We start from the raw sequence: 19699 nt of genomic DNA, 5'->3' as shown, positions 1-19699 counted from the left end.
ATCGCTTGCGCTGGCCTGTGGAATATCGATCATTCCGGGAGCGGCGAGCGCAGCCGAAGGTTGGTCCGCGCCCACTCGAAACCGGCCGGGACGACGCCTTCGCGCCGGAAGCCGTCTTTCGACATCTTAGCCACGCCTGCCCGAGGGCAGCATTGGGTATCGCGCGCGGACTCGAGCAGCGAGCAATCGCGCATTCTACACCCTCTGCGTTCCGCGCGCCGTGCGCCAAGGCAGGCCAACGCATCCGGCACCACCCTCGCCGCTCCGAACACCTCCCCCTCCGCATGGACGGGGACAAGAACCCGCGGGCGCCCGCCAGCGCCCGTCAACGATAGTTCATGCGCGCGTGCCCGTTCCGGGTCCCGTCTGGAGGCGACCGAACGGACAGTGCTGATGCCGTCGGATCCTTGCTCACCGTGGGACGAACGGCAACGCGCCGAGCCGCCCCCAGGTCAGCCACCGGGGGTCCGCGGCGAACCGTCCCCCATGACGGGACACGCGCCGTGGTGAGAGAAGGAACAACATGAAAAGAATGCTGATCAACGCAACTCAGCCGGAAGAGTTGCGCGTCGCGACCGTCGACGGTCAACTGCTCTACAACCTCGACATCGAATCCCCCGGCCGGGAACTGAAGAAGGCCAACATCTACAAGGGCACCATCACCCGCGTCGAGCCCAGCCTCGAGGCCGCCTTCGTCGACTATGGCGCCGAGCGCCACGGCTTCCTCCCCCTCAAAGAGATCGCCCGCGCCTATTTCGAGCCCGACTCGGTCAAGCCCGGCTCGCGCATCAACATCAAGGAGGCGGTACGCGAGGGCCGCGAGGTGGTGGTGCAGATCGACAAGGAGGAGCGCGGCAACAAGGGCGCGGCGCTCACCACCTTCATCTCGCTGGCCGGGCGCTATCTGGTGCTGATGCCCAACAACCCGCGCGCCGGCGGGGTGTCGCGCCGCATCGAGGGCCAGGACCGCAGCGAGCTGCGCGACGCCATGAGCCAGCTCGAGATCCCCGAGGACATGGGGCTGATCGTGCGCACCGCCGGCGTCGGCAAGAGCGTCGAGGAACTGCAGTGGGATCTCGACTACCTGCTGCAGCTGTGGAAGGCGATCGAGACCTCTGGCGAGCAGCGCAAGGCGCCCTTCCTGATCTATCAGGAGAGCGATGTCATCATCCGCTCGATCCGCGACTATCTGCGCGCCGACATCGGCGAGATCGTCATCGACGACGCCGCCGTCTACGAACGCGCCGAGACCTTCATCCGTCAGGTGATGCCGCAGAACATCAAGAAACTGCGCCGCTACGACGACGAGGTGCCGCTGTTCACCCGCTACCAGATCGAGACCCAGATCGAGTCGGCCTTCCAGCGTGAGGTGCGTCTGCCCTCGGGCGGCTCGATCGTGATCGACCACGGCGAGGCGCTCACCGCCATCGACATCAACTCGGCGCGCGCCACCAAGGGCGCCGACATCGAGGAGACGGCGCTCAACACCAACCTCGAGGCGGCCGACGAGATCGCTCGCCAGCTGCGCCTGCGCGACCTCGGCGGCTTGTTCGTGATCGACTTCATCGACATGACCCCGCCGAAGAACCAGCGCGAGGTCGAGAACCGGCTGCGCGAGGCGCTCAAGCAGGACCGCGCCCGCGTCCAGGTGGCGCGGATCTCGCGCTTCGGGCTGCTGGAGATGTCGCGCCAGCGACTGCGTCCCTCGCTCGGCGAATCGAGCCAGCAGGTCTGCCCGCGCTGCAAGGGTCAGGGCACCATCCGCGGGGTCGACTCGCTGGGCCTGTCGATCCTGCGGATAATCGAAGAGGAGGCGATGAAGGACAACACCCAGCGCATCCTCGCCCACCTGCCGGTCAGCGTCGCCACCTTCCTGCTCAACGAGAAACGCCGCACCATCGTCGACATCGAGCAGCGCCAGGAGGTCGAGATCCTGCTGGTCCCGAACGAACACCTGCTCACCCCCGACTACCAGATCGAGCGCATCCGCACCCAGGATGTCACCAAGCAGGACGAGGGCCGACAGAGCTACGAGATCGCCGCGGCCCCGCCCGAGCCGGAGGCCGAGTCGCGCTATACCCGACTGACCGCGCCACCGCGTATCGAGGAGCCGGCGGTCAAGCAGGTCACCCCCGCCACCCCGGTGCCGCAGCAGCGCCCGAACCCGCAGCGGACGACGCCCAAGACCCCGGCCGGACTTCAGGAGCCCGAGCGCAGCGAGCCCGAGAGCCTGATCAAACGGATCTGGACCGGGTTGTTTGCACCGCGCCAGATCGAGGCCCCGGCGAGCCCCCAGAGCGAATCTCAACACCACTCCGAGCGTGGCCACGCCAAGCCCCGCGGCGAGGGCGAGGGTGGCAAGTCCCGCGAGCGCAAGCGCAGCACCCCTCCGGAGGGGCGCGGCGGCGAAGGCGAGGAGAGCGGCCGCAGCGCGCGCAACGGCGAGGGCCGCAGCCGACGCAGCAGCACACGCAATCGTCCCCGCCGCAACGAGAACGGCGGTCGCGCCGCCAAGGGCAAGGGTGACGACGAGCGCACGCGCGAGCCGCAACAACCCCAGGGTGGTGAATCCAACAAGCCGCAGCGCAGCGATGCCGACGAGGCCCAGGAACAGTCCAGACGCAGCACCGAGGCGAGAACGGAGCGGTCGGCACCGGAGACGGCCAAGGGCAACGGCGAGAACACGACGCCACAACAGGATGGTGCCGGCGAACGACCGCGCTCGACCCGGCGGCGACGCGGCGGACGCAACCGCCGCCGCAGCACCCCCACCAACGGCGGCAACGAGCAGCCCAACGGCAACGACCGCGAACGCGCACCGACCCAGTCACGCGTCGAGCACAATGCAGCGACGGAGACAGAGGCACCGGCCACCGAGACCCGGCACAAGCCACAGGCGCTCCTGCCCGCGCCCCAGACAGGTGCCGAGGCCAAGCAGTCGGACAGCGACAGACAGTCCGCGAGGGCGAAGTCGGAGCCGTCCCAGGGCCAATCGAGCGCCGCAGCGCCCAAGCCGGAGACTGCCAAGGACAAGTCGACCGCCGCGTCAGCCAAGCCTGAAGCGGGCAAGGACAAGCCGACTGCCGAGACAGCCAAGCCGGAGTCGGGCAAGGACAAGCCGACTGCCGAGACAGCCAAGCCTGAACCGGGCAAGGACAGGCCGGCTGCCGAGACAGCCAAGCCTGAACCGGGCAAGGACAGGCCGGTCGCCGAGACAGCCAAGCCTGAACCGGGCAAGGACAAGCCGACTGCCGAGACAGCCAAGCCTGAACCGGGCAAGGACAAGCCGACTGCCGAGACAGCCAAGCCTGAACCGGGCAAGGACAAGCCGACTGCCGAGGCGCCCAGCGCTGAGACCGCGGCGCCCAGGCCGAAGCCCGCCGGGGAGCAACCCGCGGCGACCTCGAAACCCGAGAGCGGCGAGCACAAGAGCGCCACGGTGAGCAGGTCCGAACCGACCCGCGAGGCGCAGTCTCACTCAGAGACCGCGACGAGTGCGCCCACACCGCCCCCGGAGTCGCGACCACAGACGCCCCCCGCGGCGCCCAAACCCGCCACCGAGGCGCCAGCGGCAGCGCCGGAACGCGCCCCGCGACCCGCGGCCACCGTCGAGAGCGAGAAACGGATCACGCAGGAAGACGGCGACTGAGGTCGCGATCGTCACCTCGTGCGTGCTAGGGTCCGCCCTGCTGCGGTTACCCTGAACCCGTGCGGGTCGTCATCGGCGACCCGCACGCATGCACCACCGGAGCCCGCAGGCGCACTCGTGGCGGCGCCCGGGCTGAGGACGGACGATGTTCAGACTCTTCATCTCCAGCCAGCTGCACCTCCTCGGGCTCGCCCTGCGCGCCCTCCTCCCCAGGCGCGGCGCCGGCCGGGCGGGTTATCTCCGCCCCCTGCTGATGCTCGGCTTCGTGCCGCTGTTCGCCCTGGTCCAGCTGATCCACTGGCTCGGGCTGGCGCTCGACGAGCTGCTCTACCCCGACTATCGCCGGGTCCAGGTCCGCGAGCCGCTGTTCATCCTCGGCGTACCGCGCAGCGGCACCACCCATCTCCACCGGGTGCTGGCCGAGGATCCCGGTGTCACCACCTTCACCACCTGGGAGTGTCTGTTCGCGCTCTCGATCACCGCCCGCCGCTTCTGGCTCGGCCTCGGCCGACTCGACGCCCGGCTCGGCGCCCCGCTCGCCCGGCTGTTGCGCCGGATCGAGCGCCACGCCTTCGGCGCCCTGGACGCGGTCCACAGCATGCGCCTCGATGACCCCGAGGAGGACTACTTCGCACTGCTGCCAGCGCTCGCCTGCTTCATCCTCATCCTCCCCTTCCCCGACTCGAGCCGGCTGTGGCGGATGGGCAGCTTCGACCGCGACATGCCCGAGCCGCTGCGCAGCCAGCTCCTCGAGCACCATCATCGCTGTCTGCAGCGCCATCTCTACGTCCACGGCACGGACAAGCGACTGCTGTCGAAGAACGCCGCCTTCGCCCCGCTCGCCGGGGCGCTGCGCGCGCGCTATCCCGACGCCCGCTTCGTGGTCTGTCTGCGCGCCCCGCAGGAGACCCTGCCCTCGCAACTGAGCTCGATCGCCGGCGGCGCCAAGCTGTTCGGCGTCGGCGCGGTCGAGCCCGCGTTCGCGCGACGCATGATCGAGCAGCTCGGCTTCTACTACCACAACCTCGAACAGACCCTCGCCGACGTCCCGGTCGAACGCTGCGCCTGGGTGACCATGGCGCAGCTGCGCGGGCAGCTCGGCCCGAGCATCGAGACCATCTACAACCAGCTCGGACTCACGCTCGACGCCGACTACCGCGCCCGCCTCCAGCAGCGTCAGCGCCATGCCCGACGCTATCGCAGCGCGCACCAGTACAGCCTCGCGCAGTTCGGACTCGACGCCGAGCGTATCGAACACGAGCTCGGCGCCTGCTATCGTCGTCTGTGTGCGCGTGCCATCGATGATCGGGACGCGCCGCCATCCGCCGCACCCCCGGCACCCACGCGAACCACGGAAACCGCGTTGCCATGTTGAGCACCTCGTGCCCAGACCAGCTCACCGCGCAGTCCGACCCGATCGACGCCTCGGGGCTACGCGTGGCCATCCTCTCCGACGCCGCCCCCGAGCGTAACGGGGTCGGCGCCTACTATCGCGACCTCGCCGATCATCTGCGCGCCGCCGGCGCCCGGGTCGAGTTGATCGCGCCACGCTATCGCCGCGGCAGCTGGCACGGCGGACTGACCTTCCCGCTCCCCGGCGACCCGACCCAGAGGCTGCTGCTGCCTTCCTGGCCGCTGGTCAGCGGCCGACTGCGCCGGCTGCGTCCCAACGCCATCGTCGTCCCCACCCCCGGCCCCTTCGGCATGCTCGGCATGCACCTGGCCGGGCGGCGCGATATCGCCCTGGTGGTCGGCTTCCACACCCACTTCGAGGCGCTCACCGACCTCTTCCCCGAGTGGAGCGGCCTGCGCGCGCGCGTGGCCCACGCCTATCTCGGCACCTGCCACCGCATGCTGTTCCGCCGCAGCCAGCTGGTGCTCGCCAACTCCCACGAGATGGTCGAGGTGGCACGACGCATCGGCGCCGACCGCGCCGCGCTGATGGCCACGCCGATCGCCAAGCGCTTTCTCGACTGCCCGCCGCGACCGGTCGCACCCCGACTCGGGCGGGTCCTGTTCGCCGGTCGACTGGCCCCGGAGAAGAACCTCGAGAGTATCGTCGAGGCCGCACAACGACTCCCCGAGATCGAATTCCTGGTCGCCGGCGACGGGCCGCTGCGCCCCTGGCTCGAGCAACGCTGCGCCGAGCATCCCAACCTCAGACATCTCGGCTGGGTGCGGCGCGGCCAGATCATGGCCCTGCTCGATTCGGTCGACGCCCTGGTGCTGCCCTCCCGGGTCGAGTCCTTCGGCACCATCGCGCTCGAGGCGATGGCGCGCGCGCGCACCGTGGTGGTTTCCTCGGCATGCGGTATCCTCAGTTGGGAGCTGCTCGGACGCGGGCTGCACGCGATCGGCGAGGACGAGACGCTCGCCGAGGCACTGGCGCGGGTCCGCGCGCTCGACCCGGCACTGCGCGAGCGCAAGGCGCACCTGGCACGCGCGGCGGCGATCGAGATCAACCGCCGCAACCTTCAACACTGGCTATCGGTACTCTCGGGCGATCATGGACACAGCGTCGACATGCGCGACTGACGACACCACCCCCAGGACCCTGGTCTCGGTGCATGATGTGATGCCCGAGACCCTGCCTCGGGTCGAGCGGTTGCTCGCCCTGCTCGAGGCCGAGCGGGTCTATCCGGTCACCCTGCTGGTGATCCCCGGCGGCGCCTGGGATCGCACCGCCCTCGCGCGGCTACGCCAGTGGCAGCGACGCGGCCACGAGCTGGCCGGACACGGCTGGCACCATCGGGTCGAGCGCTACGGCGGCTGGTATCACCGCCTGCACGCGCGCCTCATCTCGCGTGACGTCGCCGAGCACCTGGCGCTCGATGCCGAGGGCATCGGCGCGCTGGTCAACCGCTGTCACGCCTGGTTCGGCGATCAGGGGCTGGACGCGCCCGAACTCTATGTGCCGCCGGCCTGGGCGATGGGCCGGATCGCGCGCTCGGCGCTCGCCGAGCTGCCCTTCGAGCGCTACGAGTACCTCTCCGGGGTGCTCTCGGCCGAGAGCGGACTGTTCGCGCCGGTGCCGATGCTCGGCTACGAGGCCGACACCGCGGCGCGCGCCCGCGCGGTCCGGCTGTGGAACCGCATCAACCGCAGCCGCGCGCGCGCCCGGGGATGGCTGCGCATCGGCATCCACCCACGGGATCTCGAACTGCGTCTGGCCGAATCGCTGCGCCAGGACCTGCGACGCTACCGTCATCACAGCCGCTATGCCGCGCTCACCGAGCGCCGCCCGGACCACGACGAAGGCGACGGCGCCGGGGTCACAGAAAACGTGCGTTGAGATCCTCGAGCAGACCGCGCGCGGCCGCCTCGACCATGTCGAAGACCTGATCGAAGCCGCGCCGACCGCCGTAGTAGGGATCGGGCACCTCGCGCTGCGAATAGTCCGGGGCGAAGTCCATCAACAGCCCCAGGCGCGACTCCAGCCCGGGCGGGCAGAGCGCGGCGAGATGCGCGTAGTTGTCCTGATCCATCGCCAGCACATAGTCGAAGCGCTCGAAGTCATCGGCGCCGACACACCGAGCGCGCAGGTCGCGGATATCGATGCCACGGGCGCGCGCCGTGTCGCTGGCGCGCTGATCCGGGCGCGCGCCGACGTGATAGGCATGGGTGCCGGCCGAGTCGATCTCGACGAGCTGTTCGAGCCCACGGGCGCGCAGCAGTTGACGAAAGACGCCGTGGGCGGTCGGCGAACGACAGATATTGCCCATGCAGACGAACAGAACCCTGGCCTTGATCTCGTGTTTCACCTCGCTACTCCCTCTATCGCTGGCTGACACCGTCCCGATCATAGCAGCGCCCGACGCCGGACTCAGTCGCCGGCACGCTCGCGTCTGAGCCGCTGCGCCTCGCGCTGGCGTGCCTGGGCGGCGCTCTGGCGCTCGAGCCGCAACCGCCAGCCGCCGCTGTCGCGCGCCGGCGCGTCAAGGGACGGGGAAGCGGCGCGCGACTCACGCCGCAGCGACTGCCAGGCGCGCCGCTCGTCCTGGCGCTGCTCGAGCAGCCGCGTGCCCGTCTGCCGGGTCGGCGCCGGGCGGCGACCGGCGGGTGCGCGGGCAGCGCCCTCGAGTCGCAACCAACCGCCGGCACCAGCAGCCTCCGCGGCTCCGACCGCGGCGGCATCGCCCCCGACCACGGGCATGGCGAGCGTCCAGATGAAGACGGTGACGAAGGTACGGATGATCGGTGCACTCATGGTCTCGACCTCCAGCGGCCTGTCCGCGTGATTGACCCGCAAGGTCAGGTGCTGGAGTCCGCGACTGGAAAGCTCAACCCGGTGGCGCCATCATCGAGCACAGGGACAGACGCGGCACGGAGGCCGAGACGACGGCGACAGGCTACACCCACCCGGGAGGCGCGATGCACACCAGACCCACGACCCCACAGGGCAGGCACGACCGCGAGGCGCTGCTGCACCAGGTCCGCACACTGCTCGGGCGCCGCTGTCGGCTGCGCGGCGCCTCCTGGCGACTGATCGACCTGCTCCCCGGCGAGGAGTTGCTGATCCTCGAGTCGGACGACGAGCACGCCGCCGAGATCCAGGCCGACCAGTACGGCCGGCCGCGCCAGCGACGCAATACCCTGCTGCAGGTACCGCTGTTCGACCGTCACCGCTGCCCCTCGGCACCGCTGCGCGAACTGCTCGACACCCTCACCCCGACCCTCGCACGGCGCCACTGAGGGCGACGCGTCAGTCGTCGGCGCTCATCCACGCCTCGGCACGCCCCAGGTCCTCGCGGGTATCGACCCCGGGGCCGGGGGTGCGCTCGGCGATGCCGACATGGATACGCTCGCCGTGCCACAGCACGCGCAGCTGTTCGAGCGACTCGGCGACCTCGAGCGGTGCCGGCGGCCAGGCGAGATAGCGCTCGAGGAACCCGGCGCGATAGGCGTAGAGCCCGATGTGACGGAGGAAGGTCACCGACTCGGGCAGGCTCGCGCGGCTGCCGAGGAACTCGTCGCGATGCCAGGGCAGCGGCGCGCGCGAGAAGTAGAGCGCGAAGCCCTCGACATCGGTCACCACCTTGACCACGTGCGGATCGAACAGCGCCTCGACCCGCCGGATCGGCGAGGCCAGGGTCGCCATCCCCGCCCCAGCGCACCCGGCCAGGTCGCTCGCCACCTGGTCGATCAGCGCCGCCGGCATGCAGGGCTCATCGCCCTGCAGGTTGACCACCACGGTGTCGGCCTCCCAACCACGCGCGGCGATCACCTCGGCTACCCGCTCGGTGCCGCTGCGGTGCTCCGTCGCGGTCAGCTGGGTCGCGGCACCGAGTCCGGCGCAGGCATCGAGGATGCGCGCGTCATCACTCGCCACCACCACCTCGTCGGCGCCGCTGGCGCAGGCCCGCGCCACCACGTGCCGGATCATCGGCTCCCCGGCGATCTCCAGCAGCGGCTTGCCCGGCAGCCTGGAGGAACCGTAACGCGCCGGAATCACCACCTTGAAACCCTTAGCCATGCCTCTTCACCCTTGCCAGTCGAGTCAACAGCCCCGCCAGCGAGTCGGCATCGAACTCGGCCTCGACAGGGACATACCAGTGATCACCGCCACCAAACCGGGCGCACTTGACCGCGTCCTTCTCGGTCATCAGCACCGGCCCCGCGGGCCAGGCCGCGACCTCGGCGGCGGTGAAGTCGTGATGATCGGGATAGGGGCGCGGGTCGAGCACCAGACCGTGCGTCTCGAGCATGGCGAAGAAACGATCGGGATTGCCGATCCCCGCCACCGCACACACCCGCCGGTCCCGGAAGGCCGCCAACGGACGGCTGCGCCCGGACCCATCGAGCGCCAGCGCCGCGCCCGGCACCAGTCGCATCCGCCCCGCCCCCGGCGGCGCCTCACCGCCGTTATGGAGCACCAGGTCGACCGCCTCGAGCCGGCGCGGCGGCTCGCGCAGCGGCCCGGCCGGCAGACAGCGGCGGTTGCCCAGCCCACGGCGACCATCGACCACGGCGATCTCGATATCGCGCGCCAGACGGTAGTGCTGCAGCCCGTCGTCGGTGAGCAACAGGTCGCAGTCGCAGCGATCGAGCGCGAAGCGCCCCGCCGCCACCCGATCGGCGCCGACCACCACCGGACAGCCGGCGTGGCGCGCGAGCAGCAGCGGCTCGTCGCCGACCTCCTCGGGGGCATCGCTCGGCGCGACCCGGCGCACCCCGTCCTCGCGCCGGCCATAGCCGCGGGTGAGGACTGCCGGTCGCCAGCCGTGCTCGCGCAGCAGTCGGGCCAGGGCGATCACCGCCGGGGTCTTGCCGGTGCCGCCGACGCTGAGGTTGCCGACCACCACCACCGGCACCGACAACCGTGTGCTCGCCAGCCAGCCGCGCCGAAAACCCAGCCGCCGCAGCATGGCGAGCGCGCAATAGAGCGCGCCGAGGGGCGCGAGCAACACGCCGAGCCAGTGCCGGGCGTACCAGACGCGGGCCGGATCGATCCAGCGCATCAGTCCTCGACCGCGAGACCGTCGTGGAACTGCAGCCGGTGCAGCCGCGCGTAATAGCCGTTGCGCTCGAGCAGCGCCTGATGGCTGCCCTGCTCGACGATCCGTCCGGCATCGAGCACGAGGATGCGGTCGGCGCGCTCGATGGTCGAGAGACGATGAGCGATCATCAGCGTGGTGCGCTCCTCCATCAGCTCCTGGAGCGCGGCCTGGATATGGCGCTCGGCCTCGGTGTCGAGCGCCGAGGTCGCCTCGTCGAGGATGAGGATGGGGGCGTCCTTGAGCATCGCGCGGGCGATCGCCAGACGCTGGCGCTGACCGCCCGAGAGCAGCACGCCGCGATCCCCCACCACGGTGTCGAAGCCCTGCGGCAGGGCGCGGATGAACTCCAGCGCGTGCGCGCTCTCGGCGACCTGTTCGAGCCGCTCGCGGCTCGGCGGCTCGGGCTGGCCATAGGCGATGTTGTTGGCGATGGTGTCGTTGAACAGCACCACGTCCTGGGTGACCAGCGAGATCTGACGGCGCAACGAGCCCAGGGTGAGGTCGCGGATCGGCGTGCCGTCGATCAGGATCTCGCCCTCGCTGGGGTCGTAGAAGCGTGGCAACAGGCTGGCGATGGTGCTCTTGCCGCTGCCCGAGCGCCCCACCAGGGCGATCTTCTCGCCCGGGGCGACGATCAGCTCCAGCTCGCGGATCGCCGGCGGCTTGTCCGGGCTGTAGCGATGGGTGACGCCGCGATACTCGATCCGTCCGGCGGCCCGCTCGACCTCGCCGCGCCCGCGGTCGTCCTCCTCCTCGGCGTCGAGCAGCTCGAACAGGCTCTCGGCGGCGATGATGCCGCGCTGCAGATGGGCGTTGACCGAGGTCAGACGCTTGACCGGCGGCAGCAGCAGTGCCATGGCGACGATGAAGGACATGAAGGTGCCGACCGAGATGTTGTCCTGCAGCCCCTGCATGGTCGAGAGATAGACGATCACCGCGATCGCCATCGCCGAGATCAGCTGCACCAGCGGCACGCTCGCCGCCTCGGTGGCGATCATCTTCATCTGCAGCGAACGGGTCTTCTCGTTGATCGCGCCGAAGTGACGCGCCTCGCGCGCCTGACCGCCGAAGGCCTTGACCACCCGATGGCCGTCGATCACCTCCTGGGCGACATGGGTGAGCTCGCCGACACGGTCCTGGATGCGCTTGCTGTGACGGCGAAAGCGCTTGGTCGCGTACTTGATGGCGCCGGCCATCAACGGCCCGATGAGCAGGAAGATCACCGACAGCTCGGCGTCGAGATAGAGCATGTAGGCCATCAGCCCGAGCACGGTGAAGCCGTCGCGCACCAGGGTGGTGACCGCCGAGGTCGCGGCGGTGGCGACGTTCTCGACGTTGTAGGTGAGCTTGGCGAGCAGATGGCCCGAGCCGGTGTTGTCGAAATAGCGCGTCGGTGCGCGCAGCAGGTGCTCGAACATCTCCTGGCGGAGATCGGCCACCACCCGCCGTCCGACCCAGCTCAGACAGTAGTTGTTGACGAAGCCGGCGATACCGCGCCCGAGAAAGAGCGCGACCAGCAGCAGGGGCATCATCTGCACCACGGTCTCGTCGCGCTCGACGAAGCTGCCGTCGATCAGCGGCTGCATCATCGCCGCGAACAGCGGCTCGGTGATCGCAAAGGCGAGCATGCCGACGATGGAGACGGAGAACATCCGCCAGTAGGGGCGGACGTAGCCGAGCAGGCGGCGATAGATGGCGCTCGCCGCAGCGGGCGCCGGGGATGGTGTCTGCGGGTCGCTCATGGCGCCTCCCCGTTGCGGGTCGCGGCGAAGGCGACCTGATTGAGTCCTTGGCGCGCGGTGGCATCAAGCGCGGTCATCACCGCCTGGTGCGGGGTGCGGGCATCGGCCTGGATCAGCACCGGCGCGCTGTCGCGCCCGGCGAGCGCGGCGGCGATCGCGCGACCCAGGGTCGCGGCGTCGGCACCGAGCACCCGTCGCTCGCCGATGAAGAAGACCCCCTCGGCGTCGATCACGATGATCAGGGTCTCGGGCGGCTCCTCGGCTGGCGCCGCCACCCCCTCGGCCTCGGGCAGCTGCACCCGCAGCCGCGCCTCGTCCTTGAAGCTGGTCGAGACCATGAAGAAGATCAGCAGCAGGAAGACCACGTCGATCAAGGGCGTCAGGTTGATGTCGATCGGGGTCTTGCGCTGGGGTCGGAGGTTCATGCCCCGGCCTCCACGGTATCCTCGCGCTCGCCCTTGATCACCTCGATCAGACGCAGCGACAACTCCTCCATGTCGACCACCAGACGCGAGACGCGGTTGTCGTAGAAGCGATGGAACATCAGCGTCGGGATCGCCACCGAGAGCCCGGCGGCGGTGGTGATCAGCGCCTCGGAGATGCCCCCGGCGAGCACCCCGGGATTGCCCACGCCGGCCTCCATGATCACCGCGAAGACATCGATCATGCCCAGCACGGTGCCGAGCAGGCCGAGCAGCGGGGTCACCGCGGCGATGGTGCCCAGGGTGTTGAGGAAACGCTCCAGCTCGACGACCACCTGGCGACCGGTCTCGGCGATCGCCTCCTTCATCACCTCGCGCGAGTGCATCCGATTGGCCAGACCGGCGGCGAGCATCCGCCCCAGCGGCGAGCCGTAGCGGATCTCCTCGATCTGGGTGTCGGAGAGTTGACCGAGGCGGTAGAGCTGCCAGATCCGCGCCAGCAGCCCCGGCGGCATGATGCGGGCACGGCGCAGCATCCAGGCGCGTTCGATGACGATCGCGGTGGCGACCACGGAGCTGGCGATGATCGGCACCATCAACCAGCCGCCGGCGTACATCAGATCTAGCAAGGGCGAACTCCTCGGCGCGGACTGTGACTGAAGGCCTCGCCCCAAATGGGCCGAGACTGACCCTTCATGATACTCGAAGCCCTCGACCTCCAGCCATCGGGGCATCGGTCGCCGATACGAACCGCAAAGACCCAAAGGAGACAAAGGATTTAAGTGCGAGCGCTCTGTTGAGGCGCGATCACGAATCACTGCAAGCGCAACACTCCCTTCCCTTGGCGCTCTTTGCGGTTCAATCCGTCCGGCTGATGGCCGGCGCTCGCTCCCGACAGGTCGGCGCGGTGAGCGGGGCCGGCAGCGGCACGAACCAGGCCGAGAGGGTACGGGCGCGACCGCAGGCCCAGGGGCAGCGCGGGGCGCAGCCGGCTGCGGGGCGGTGGCGCCAGAGCCGGTCGTGGCGGGCGCGCCAACCCGGCTCGATCGACAGGCCCTCGGCATCGAGACGCAGTGTCAGCGCGCCCTCGTGCGCCGTCCCTCGCGTCTCGATGTCACGCGCGATGAGGCGCGCGCACACCGTCTCGGCAGGGAAGCCGTAGTGATTGGCATAGCCCGATGCGACCAGCGCCAGCTCGGGGTCAACCGCATCGAGCAACGCCGCGCTCGACGAGCTGGCGCTGCCGTGATGGGCGAGCACCAGCACGCGACTGCGCAGGGCCGCGCCATGGCGCGCGACGAGTTGGCGCTCGACCGCGGCGCCGATGTCGCCGGTGAGCAGCACCGAGACATCCCCGACCTCGATGCGCAGCACGCAGGAGGCATCGTTGCCCGAGCCCCCCCCGGTCACTGGGTATAGGAAGCGAAAGCGCACCCCCGACCACGACCAGCCCTGCCCCGCCCGACAGCGCCCGACGCCGTCGAGGCCAAGCGCAGCCGGCTCGCCCGAATCGACGCGCCTGACCTCCACGCCGCGGCGCAGTCCCGCCAGCCCGCCGGCATGGTCACGGTCGGCATGGCTGATCACCAGCCGGTCGACCCGCTCGACGCCCTGGGCGCGCAACAGCGGCACCAGCACCGCGCTGCCGGTCTCGAAGCCACTGGCGAACCCTGGGCCGGTGTCATAGACCAGGGTGTGCTCATGGGTGCGCGCCACCACCGCCAGCCCCTGACCGACATCGACCAGGGTCAGCCACAATGCGCCCGGCGGTGGCGGCTGCGGGCGCACCAGCGCCAGCGCCGCCAGCCCCACCAGACCCAGCCAGCGCCCCGGCAGTCCGCGCGGGGCGAGCAGCAGCGCGACGCCCAGGATCGCGGCCAGCCACACCCAGGGCGGACGCGCCGCCAGCGCGAAGGCCGCCCACGGCTGATCGGCGATCCAGCCGAGACCAGCGAGTCCCTGCTCGAGCAGCCAGGCGACGGCATGCAGCGGCGCCGCCAGCCCGGGCAGCAGACTCAACACCGCGGCGACCAGCAACAGCGGCAGCAGCAGCGAGAACAGCGCCACCGCCACCAGGTTGACCAGGGGCGCGACCAGCGAGGCACGGGCGAACAGCAACAACAGCAAGGGCAACAGCCCGATGCTCACCGCCCATTGCACCTGCCCCCAGCGCCGCCACGGCGAGCGGCTCGGCAGGCGTCCGGTGAGCGCCAGCAGGATCGCCGCGACCGCGCCGAAAGAGAGCCAGAACCCGACCCCGAGCGGCGCCAGCGGATCGAGCGCGACCACCCCGGCGAGCGCCAGTACAACCCCCTGCCAGGGACGCAATGGCCGCCGCCAGAACAGCGCGCCGAGTACCACCGCGAGCATGATCAGCGCGCGCTGAGTGGAGATCGCGAAACCGGCGAGCGCCGCATAACCGAGCGCCGCGCCCGCTGCGAACAGTGCAGCGGCGCGGGGCGCGGCGAGCCACAGGCTCAAGCGCCGACTGCGCGACCACAGCAGGCGTGCCAGCCAGAATACCGCGGTTGCGATCACCGCCACATGCAGCCCGGAGATCGCCAGCAGGTGATTGGTGCCGGTGCGGGTGAGCACCTCCCAGTCGCGCGGCGTGAGGGCATCGCGCAACCCCAGGGTGAGCGCCTGCACCGCACCGAGCGCCGGGCGCTCGCCGAGTGTTGCGGCGAGATGATCGGCGAGGCGCTGACGCAACCGCGCCAGCCGATAGCCAGACGGAGCGGGATCGAGCAGCCGCGGCGGCTCGCCGGCGCGCAGATTGCCAGTCGCCACCACCCGTCGCGCGAACAGCCAGCGCTCGTAGTCGAATCCGCCCGGGTTGGCATAGCCGTGCACGGGCTTGAGCCGGACCGGCAACCGCCAGCGTTGACCGGGACTGAGCAGCGGGGCGTCACGATACCAGGACAGGCTGACCCGGCCAGTGAACTCGACCGACTCGCCGGCAGCGGAGGCGTGCTCGATCAGGAAGGTGAAGCGGGTGGCGCCGCCGCGCCGCACCGGCAGCGCATCGACCCGCCCCTCGACGACCAGGGGGACGCGCACCAGCTCATCGGGAAACGGCTGGCAGAGCGGCACGGAGAGCGGCCACAGCGACCAGCAGAAACCGAGCAGCGCGACACCGGCCAGACGAACCAGGGGGCGGCGCCACCCCGGCGACAGCACCAGCGCCGCCACCACCAACCAGCCCGGCGGCGGCAGCACCGGCAGCGGCAGCGCCGCCAGGACACCGAGGACGAAGGCGAGCGCTGCGGCGATCAGCACCAGCGGGCGGCGACCGGGTAGACAATCCGCACACCACGCCACCCGTCTGGCCTATACTTGGCGCCTGCGTCGGCACCTGAGACCAGTCGGACTCTCCGTGTGAAGAAATCGCTGAAACGGGTCATGCCGGACCCCCGGAAGATCCTGGAAAATCGGCAGCTCGGTATCTTCGGAAAGCTACTGCAGGATCCTAACCTCTGGCATCTCAACCGACGTTCGGTCTCGGGCGCCGTCGCGGTCGGCCTGTTCGTGATGTACCTGCCGCCGCTCGGTCATCTGTTCATGGCAGCGGGGCTGGCGATCGCCACCCGGGTCAACCTGCCAATCTCGCTGACCCTGATCTGGATCTCCAACCCGATCACCATCCCGCCGATGTTCTACGGCGCCTATGCGCTCGGCTGCTGGCTGCTCGACCAGCCGGTGGTCGGCTTCGACATGCACTTCTGGATCGACTGGCGCAACTGGCTGGCGGTACTCGCGCCGCTGCTGCTCGGCTCGCTGGTCTGCGCCACGCTGTGCTCGGTGAGTGGTTATTTCGCCATCCAGACGCTGTGGCGCTGGAAGCTGATACGCGAGATCCAGCGTCGACGTGCTCGCTACCGGGCAGCGACCTCCGCCGCTGCCGGGACCAGCGCGCCCTCGTCGAGCCGCCAGCGCTGATCCATCCGCGCGGCGAGTTCGGGGTCGTGGGTGACGATCACCAGCGCGGTGCCGATGTCGCGGTTGAGTTCGAGCATCAGCTCGTAGACGGCGGCGGCGGTGTTGCGGTCAAGGTTCCCGGTCGGCTCGTCGGCAAGCAGACAATCGGGCTCGGTGACCAGGGCGCGGGCCACCGCCGCGCGCTGACGCTCGCCGCCGGAGAGTTCGGCCGGACGATGGGCACCACGATGCGCCAACCCAACCTGGGCGAGCAGGTTGAGCGCACGCTCGCGCGCCAGGCGCGGACGCATACCGCCGATCAGCAGCGGCATGGCGACGTTCTCGAGCGCGGTGAACTCGGGCAACAGGTGGTGGAACTGGTAGACGAAGCCGAGATGACGGTTGCGCAATCGCCCCACCCGCGCCTCGGAGAGCCCGACGATGTCCTGACCGCGCCAGCACACCCGACCGGCGCTCGGCCGGTCGAGTCCGCCGAGACACTGCAGCAGGGTGCTCTTGCCCGAGCCCGAGGCGCCGACGATGGCCACCCGCTCACCGGCGCCGACGCGGAAGTCGACCCCGCGCAGCACCTCGATCTCGGCGGGTCCCTGGCGGAAGGTCTTGGTCAGGGCGGCGGTCTCGAGCACCGCCTCCGGTGTCCGTGGATCACTCATAGCGCAGCGCCTCCGCCGGGTCGGTCCGTGCCGCGCGCCAGGCCGGATAGAGGGTGGCCAGCACCGACATCGCGAAGGCCGCGCCGCCCACCCGCAGCACGTCGACGAGCTGAACGTCCGAGGGCAGCGCGCTGATGTAGTAGATCGAGGGATCGAGGAAGTGCACCCCGAACACGCCCTCGATCCAGGCCACCACCGGCTCGACGTTGAGCGCCAGCACCACACCGGCGACCACCCCGACCAGGGTGCCGATCAATCCGATCGCGGTGCCCTGCACCATGAACACCCCCATCACCCGCGCCGGCGAGGCACCGAGGGTGCGCAGCACCGCGATATCGGACTGCTTGTCGGTGACCACCATCACCAGGGTCGAGACGATGTTGAAGGCGGCCACGGCGACGATCAGAAAGAGGATGATGCTCATCATCCGTTTCTCCATCGCCAGCGCGCTGAAGAAGTTGCTGTGCACCTGGGTCCAGTCGACGACGCGATAGGCGCCGCCGAGATCGTAGGCGATCTCGCGCACCAGCCGCGGCGCGGCCCACATGTCGGTGAGCTTGAGTCGCACCCCGGAGACGTTGTCGCCGAGTCCGAGCAGGCGCGCGCCGTCACGCATGTGGATGAAGGCGGCGTTGCGATCGTAGTCGGCCATTCCCACCGAGAACACCCCGCTCACCGTGAAGCGCTTGAGCCGCGGCATCACCCCGGCGGGGGTGGAACTCACCTGCGGGGTGACCACGGTGACCTTGTCGCCCGGCGCGACCCCCAGATAACCGGCGAGATCGCGCCCGAGGACGATGTTGAACGCACCGTCGACGAGGTCGTCGACCGAGCCCGAGACCATGTCACGACGCAGCTCGGCGACCTGATCCTCCTCGCGCGGCAGGATCCCCCGCACCATCGCCCCGCTCACCCGCGAGCCGTTGGTGAGCATCCCCTGGACCTCGACGAAGGGTGCGGCGCCGACCACATCGGGATGCGCGCGCACCTGCTCGAGCAGCGGCTGCCAATCGCCGAGGCCGCCACCGAAGGGATCGCTCAGGGTCGCATGCGAGGCCATGCCGAGGATGCGCTGCTGGATCTCCTTGTGGAAGCCGTTCATCACCGACAGCACCACGATCAGGGCGATGATGCCGAGCGCGATGCCCGCCATCGAGATCCCCGAGATGAAGGAGATGAAGTGGTTGCGACGGCGCGCACGCGTGTAGCGCAGACCGATGTAGAGTGACAGGGGATGAAACATGGGGATGGATTAAACCACAAAGCCCGCGACGACGTAGGAACAGCAGCGGCCAGCGGCCAGCGGCCAGCGGCCAGCGGCCAGCGGCCAGCGGCCAGCGGCCAGCGGCCAGCGGCCAGCGGCCAGGAGATTGAACCGCAAAGCCGCAAAGCACGCGAAGGGATTCAAGCTGCCAGCCATCAGCGGCCAGCCGCCAGTGGATGGTCGGCCTCGACGATAGCGCCACTCCCCATTCGCTGTCAGCGACCGGTTGGCGTGCGTTTCCGACCAACACTCGAAGACAGGCAGCCACTGGCGGCTGGAGGCTGATGGCTGGAAGCTCTTCTCTCCTTTGCGTGCTTTGCGGTTCAAACTTCCCGCGGCTGGCGGCTGGCGAGCCGGGATTTACAAGCGGGCGTCGAATCCACACAATCTTTGCAAACACCGGCCGCACCGGATCACGTGCCACAGCGGCCCTCTCGCCCGTCGCCGGGAGTGCGCGACGCGGCATCGCTGAACACAGCCGAGACACCGACCATGCGCCGACTGCCTGCTGAATGGGAACCCCAGAGCGGGGTCATGCTCACCTGGCCTCACGACGAGACCGACTGGGTGGATCAACTCACGGCGGTCGAGACGCTCTATGCGGAGCTGGCGGCGCGGATCAGTGCCTTCGAGCCGGTGCTGATCGTCTGTCGCGACCCGGACCACGCCACCGCCGTGCGCGCCCGCTGCGAGCAGGCCGGCGCCGAGACCGAGCGGCTGCGCCTGGCCACCGCGCCGAGCAACGACACCTGGGCGCGCGATCACGGCCCGATCACCGTGATCACCGGGCGCGGCCGCCCCTTGCTGCTCGACTTCCGCTTCAACGGCTGGGGCGGCAAGTACCCCGCCGGACTCGACAACCGCATCACCCGCGCGGTCGCCGACCAGGGCACCTTCGGCGACTGCGAGCTGGAGAAGTGCGAACTGGTGGTCGAGGGCGGCGCGCTCGAGACCGACGGCCGGGGCACCCTGCTCGCCGTCAGCCGCACCCTGCTCGACCCCCACCGCAACCCCGACCACCAGCGCGCCGACATCGAACAGGCGCTGGCGATCCGGCTCGGCATCCGTCATTTCCTCTGGCTCGAGCACGGCGCGATCAGCGGCGACGACACCGACGGTCACATCGACACCCTGGTGCGCTTCTGCGCCCCCGATACCCTCTGCTACGCGCGCAGCAACGACCCCGAGGACATCGACTACCCCGAACTCTCCGCCATGGAGCGCGAACTCCAGGCACTGCGCGACCCCGAGGGCCGCCCCTACCGGTTGGTACCGCTGCCGAGCCCGCGCCCGGTCTACGACGAGGACGACGAGCGACTGCCCGCCGGCTACGCCAATTTCCTGGTGATCAACGGCGCGGTGCTGGTCCCGGTCTACGATGATCCGGCCGATGCCGAGGCGCTGGCCGTGCTCGGCGAGTGCTTCCCCGACCGCGAGGTGATCCCGATCGACGCCCGCCCGCTGATCCGCCAGGGCGGCAGCCTGCACTGCATCACCATGCAACTGCCCGAGGGCGTGTTCGACTGATTGCCC

At 69.9% G+C, this 19699-nt stretch carries 17 protein-coding genes; 7 read left to right on the top strand and 10 right to left on the bottom strand.

Annotated features, from left to right (window positions below; genetic code table 11):
* The first annotated feature begins 523 nt into the window (after positions 1-523).
* The 4 genes from rne to ACAM26_RS07685 all read left to right on the top strand — a co-directional run bounded on the left by rne (position 524) and on the right by ACAM26_RS07685 (position 6941).
* Positions 524-3649 (top strand): ribonuclease E, encoded by a 3126-nt coding sequence (gene rne / locus ACAM26_RS07700; protein ID WP_369613375.1) that lies wholly within the window; start codon positions 524-526, stop codon positions 3647-3649.
* Between the two features lie 145 nt (positions 3650-3794).
* The gene (locus ACAM26_RS07695; RefSeq protein ID WP_369613374.1) at positions 3795-5024 is read left to right on the top strand and encodes a sulfotransferase; all 1230 of its coding nucleotides are present in this window, start codon (positions 3795-3797) and stop codon (positions 5022-5024) included.
* Positions 5018-6184, top strand: coding sequence for a glycosyltransferase (locus tag ACAM26_RS07690; RefSeq protein ID WP_369613373.1), 1167 nt, complete (start codon positions 5018-5020; stop codon positions 6182-6184). The genes ACAM26_RS07695 and ACAM26_RS07690 overlap by 7 nt, the downstream gene beginning before the upstream one ends.
* Entirely contained in the window at positions 6156-6941 is a 786-nt protein-coding gene (locus ACAM26_RS07685) for a DUF2334 domain-containing protein (protein WP_255419376.1), read from the top strand. Before ACAM26_RS07690 ends, ACAM26_RS07685 begins: the two co-directional genes overlap by 29 nt.
* Here the strand turns inward: ACAM26_RS07685 and ACAM26_RS07680 are convergent.
* Together ACAM26_RS07680 and ACAM26_RS07675 are read right to left on the bottom strand one after the other, a co-directional pair.
* A complete protein-coding gene (locus ACAM26_RS07680; protein WP_123139875.1) occupies positions 6922-7410 on the bottom strand; it encodes a low molecular weight protein-tyrosine-phosphatase in 489 nt (162 codons plus the stop codon). The genes ACAM26_RS07685 and ACAM26_RS07680 overlap by 20 nt on opposite strands.
* 62 nt (positions 7411-7472) lie before the next feature.
* The gene (locus ACAM26_RS07675) at positions 7473-7856 is read right to left on the bottom strand and encodes a hypothetical protein (protein WP_369613372.1); all 384 of its coding nucleotides are present in this window, start codon (positions 7854-7856) and stop codon (positions 7473-7475) included.
* A 164-nt stretch (positions 7857-8020) separates the two neighbouring features.
* Between ACAM26_RS07675 and ACAM26_RS07670 the strand changes: the two genes are divergently transcribed.
* Positions 8021-8341 (top strand): hypothetical protein, encoded by a 321-nt coding sequence (locus ACAM26_RS07670; protein WP_005224395.1) that lies wholly within the window; start codon positions 8021-8023, stop codon positions 8339-8341.
* Between the two features lie 10 nt (positions 8342-8351).
* Here the strand turns inward: ACAM26_RS07670 and kdsB are convergent, their stop codons facing one another.
* From kdsB to ACAM26_RS07640, 6 genes are all read right to left on the bottom strand, one after another.
* The gene (gene kdsB / locus ACAM26_RS07665) at positions 8352-9122 is read right to left on the bottom strand and encodes a 3-deoxy-manno-octulosonate cytidylyltransferase (protein WP_123139877.1); all 771 of its coding nucleotides are present in this window, start codon (positions 9120-9122) and stop codon (positions 8352-8354) included.
* Positions 9115-10107: a tetraacyldisaccharide 4'-kinase gene (lpxK, locus tag ACAM26_RS07660; protein WP_369613371.1), complete on the bottom strand. Its 993-nt coding sequence runs from the start codon at positions 10105-10107 to the stop codon at positions 9115-9117. The genes kdsB and lpxK overlap by 8 nt, the downstream gene beginning before the upstream one ends.
* A complete protein-coding gene (gene msbA, locus ACAM26_RS07655; protein WP_123139879.1) occupies positions 10107-11888 on the bottom strand; it encodes a lipid A export permease/ATP-binding protein MsbA in 1782 nt (593 codons plus the stop codon). The genes lpxK and msbA overlap by 1 nt, the downstream gene beginning before the upstream one ends.
* Entirely contained in the window at positions 11885-12313 is a 429-nt protein-coding gene (locus ACAM26_RS07650; RefSeq protein WP_369613370.1) for an ExbD/TolR family protein, read from the bottom strand. Before ACAM26_RS07650 ends, msbA begins: the two co-directional genes overlap by 4 nt.
* Positions 12310-12939, bottom strand: coding sequence for a MotA/TolQ/ExbB proton channel family protein (locus ACAM26_RS07645; protein WP_123139881.1), 630 nt, complete (start codon positions 12937-12939; stop codon positions 12310-12312). Before ACAM26_RS07645 ends, ACAM26_RS07650 begins: the two co-directional genes overlap by 4 nt.
* 229 nt (positions 12940-13168) lie before the next feature.
* Positions 13169-15589 (bottom strand): DNA internalization-related competence protein ComEC/Rec2, encoded by a 2421-nt coding sequence (locus ACAM26_RS07640; RefSeq protein WP_369613369.1) that lies wholly within the window; start codon positions 15587-15589, stop codon positions 13169-13171.
* A 123-nt stretch (positions 15590-15712) separates the two neighbouring features.
* Between ACAM26_RS07640 and ACAM26_RS07635 the strand changes: the two genes are divergently transcribed.
* A complete protein-coding gene (locus ACAM26_RS07635) occupies positions 15713-16249 on the top strand; it encodes a DUF2062 domain-containing protein (RefSeq protein WP_123139882.1) in 537 nt (178 codons plus the stop codon).
* On the opposite strand, the gene lolD is transcribed toward ACAM26_RS07635, so the two are convergent.
* Both lolD and ACAM26_RS07625 read right to left on the bottom strand, forming a co-directional pair.
* The gene (gene lolD / locus ACAM26_RS07630; protein WP_123139883.1) at positions 16186-16902 is read right to left on the bottom strand and encodes a lipoprotein-releasing ABC transporter ATP-binding protein LolD; all 717 of its coding nucleotides are present in this window, start codon (positions 16900-16902) and stop codon (positions 16186-16188) included. The genes ACAM26_RS07635 and lolD overlap by 64 nt on opposite strands.
* Entirely contained in the window at positions 16895-18145 is a 1251-nt protein-coding gene (locus ACAM26_RS07625) for a lipoprotein-releasing ABC transporter permease subunit (protein ID WP_123142372.1), read from the bottom strand. The genes lolD and ACAM26_RS07625 overlap by 8 nt, the downstream gene beginning before the upstream one ends.
* Before the next feature lie 489 nt (positions 18146-18634).
* On the opposite strand from ACAM26_RS07625, the gene ACAM26_RS07620 reads away from it, so the two are divergent.
* Positions 18635-19693, top strand: coding sequence for an agmatine/peptidylarginine deiminase (locus ACAM26_RS07620; protein WP_123139906.1), 1059 nt, complete (start codon positions 18635-18637; stop codon positions 19691-19693).
* Positions 19694-19699: the final 6 nt, after the last annotated feature.

This window comes from Marichromatium sp. PS1 (assembly GCF_041155115.1).
In the GTDB taxonomy this organism is placed as follows: domain Bacteria; phylum Pseudomonadota; class Gammaproteobacteria; order Chromatiales; family Chromatiaceae; genus Marichromatium; species Marichromatium gracile.
This window is presented reverse-complemented; position numbering and strand designations above follow the sequence as displayed.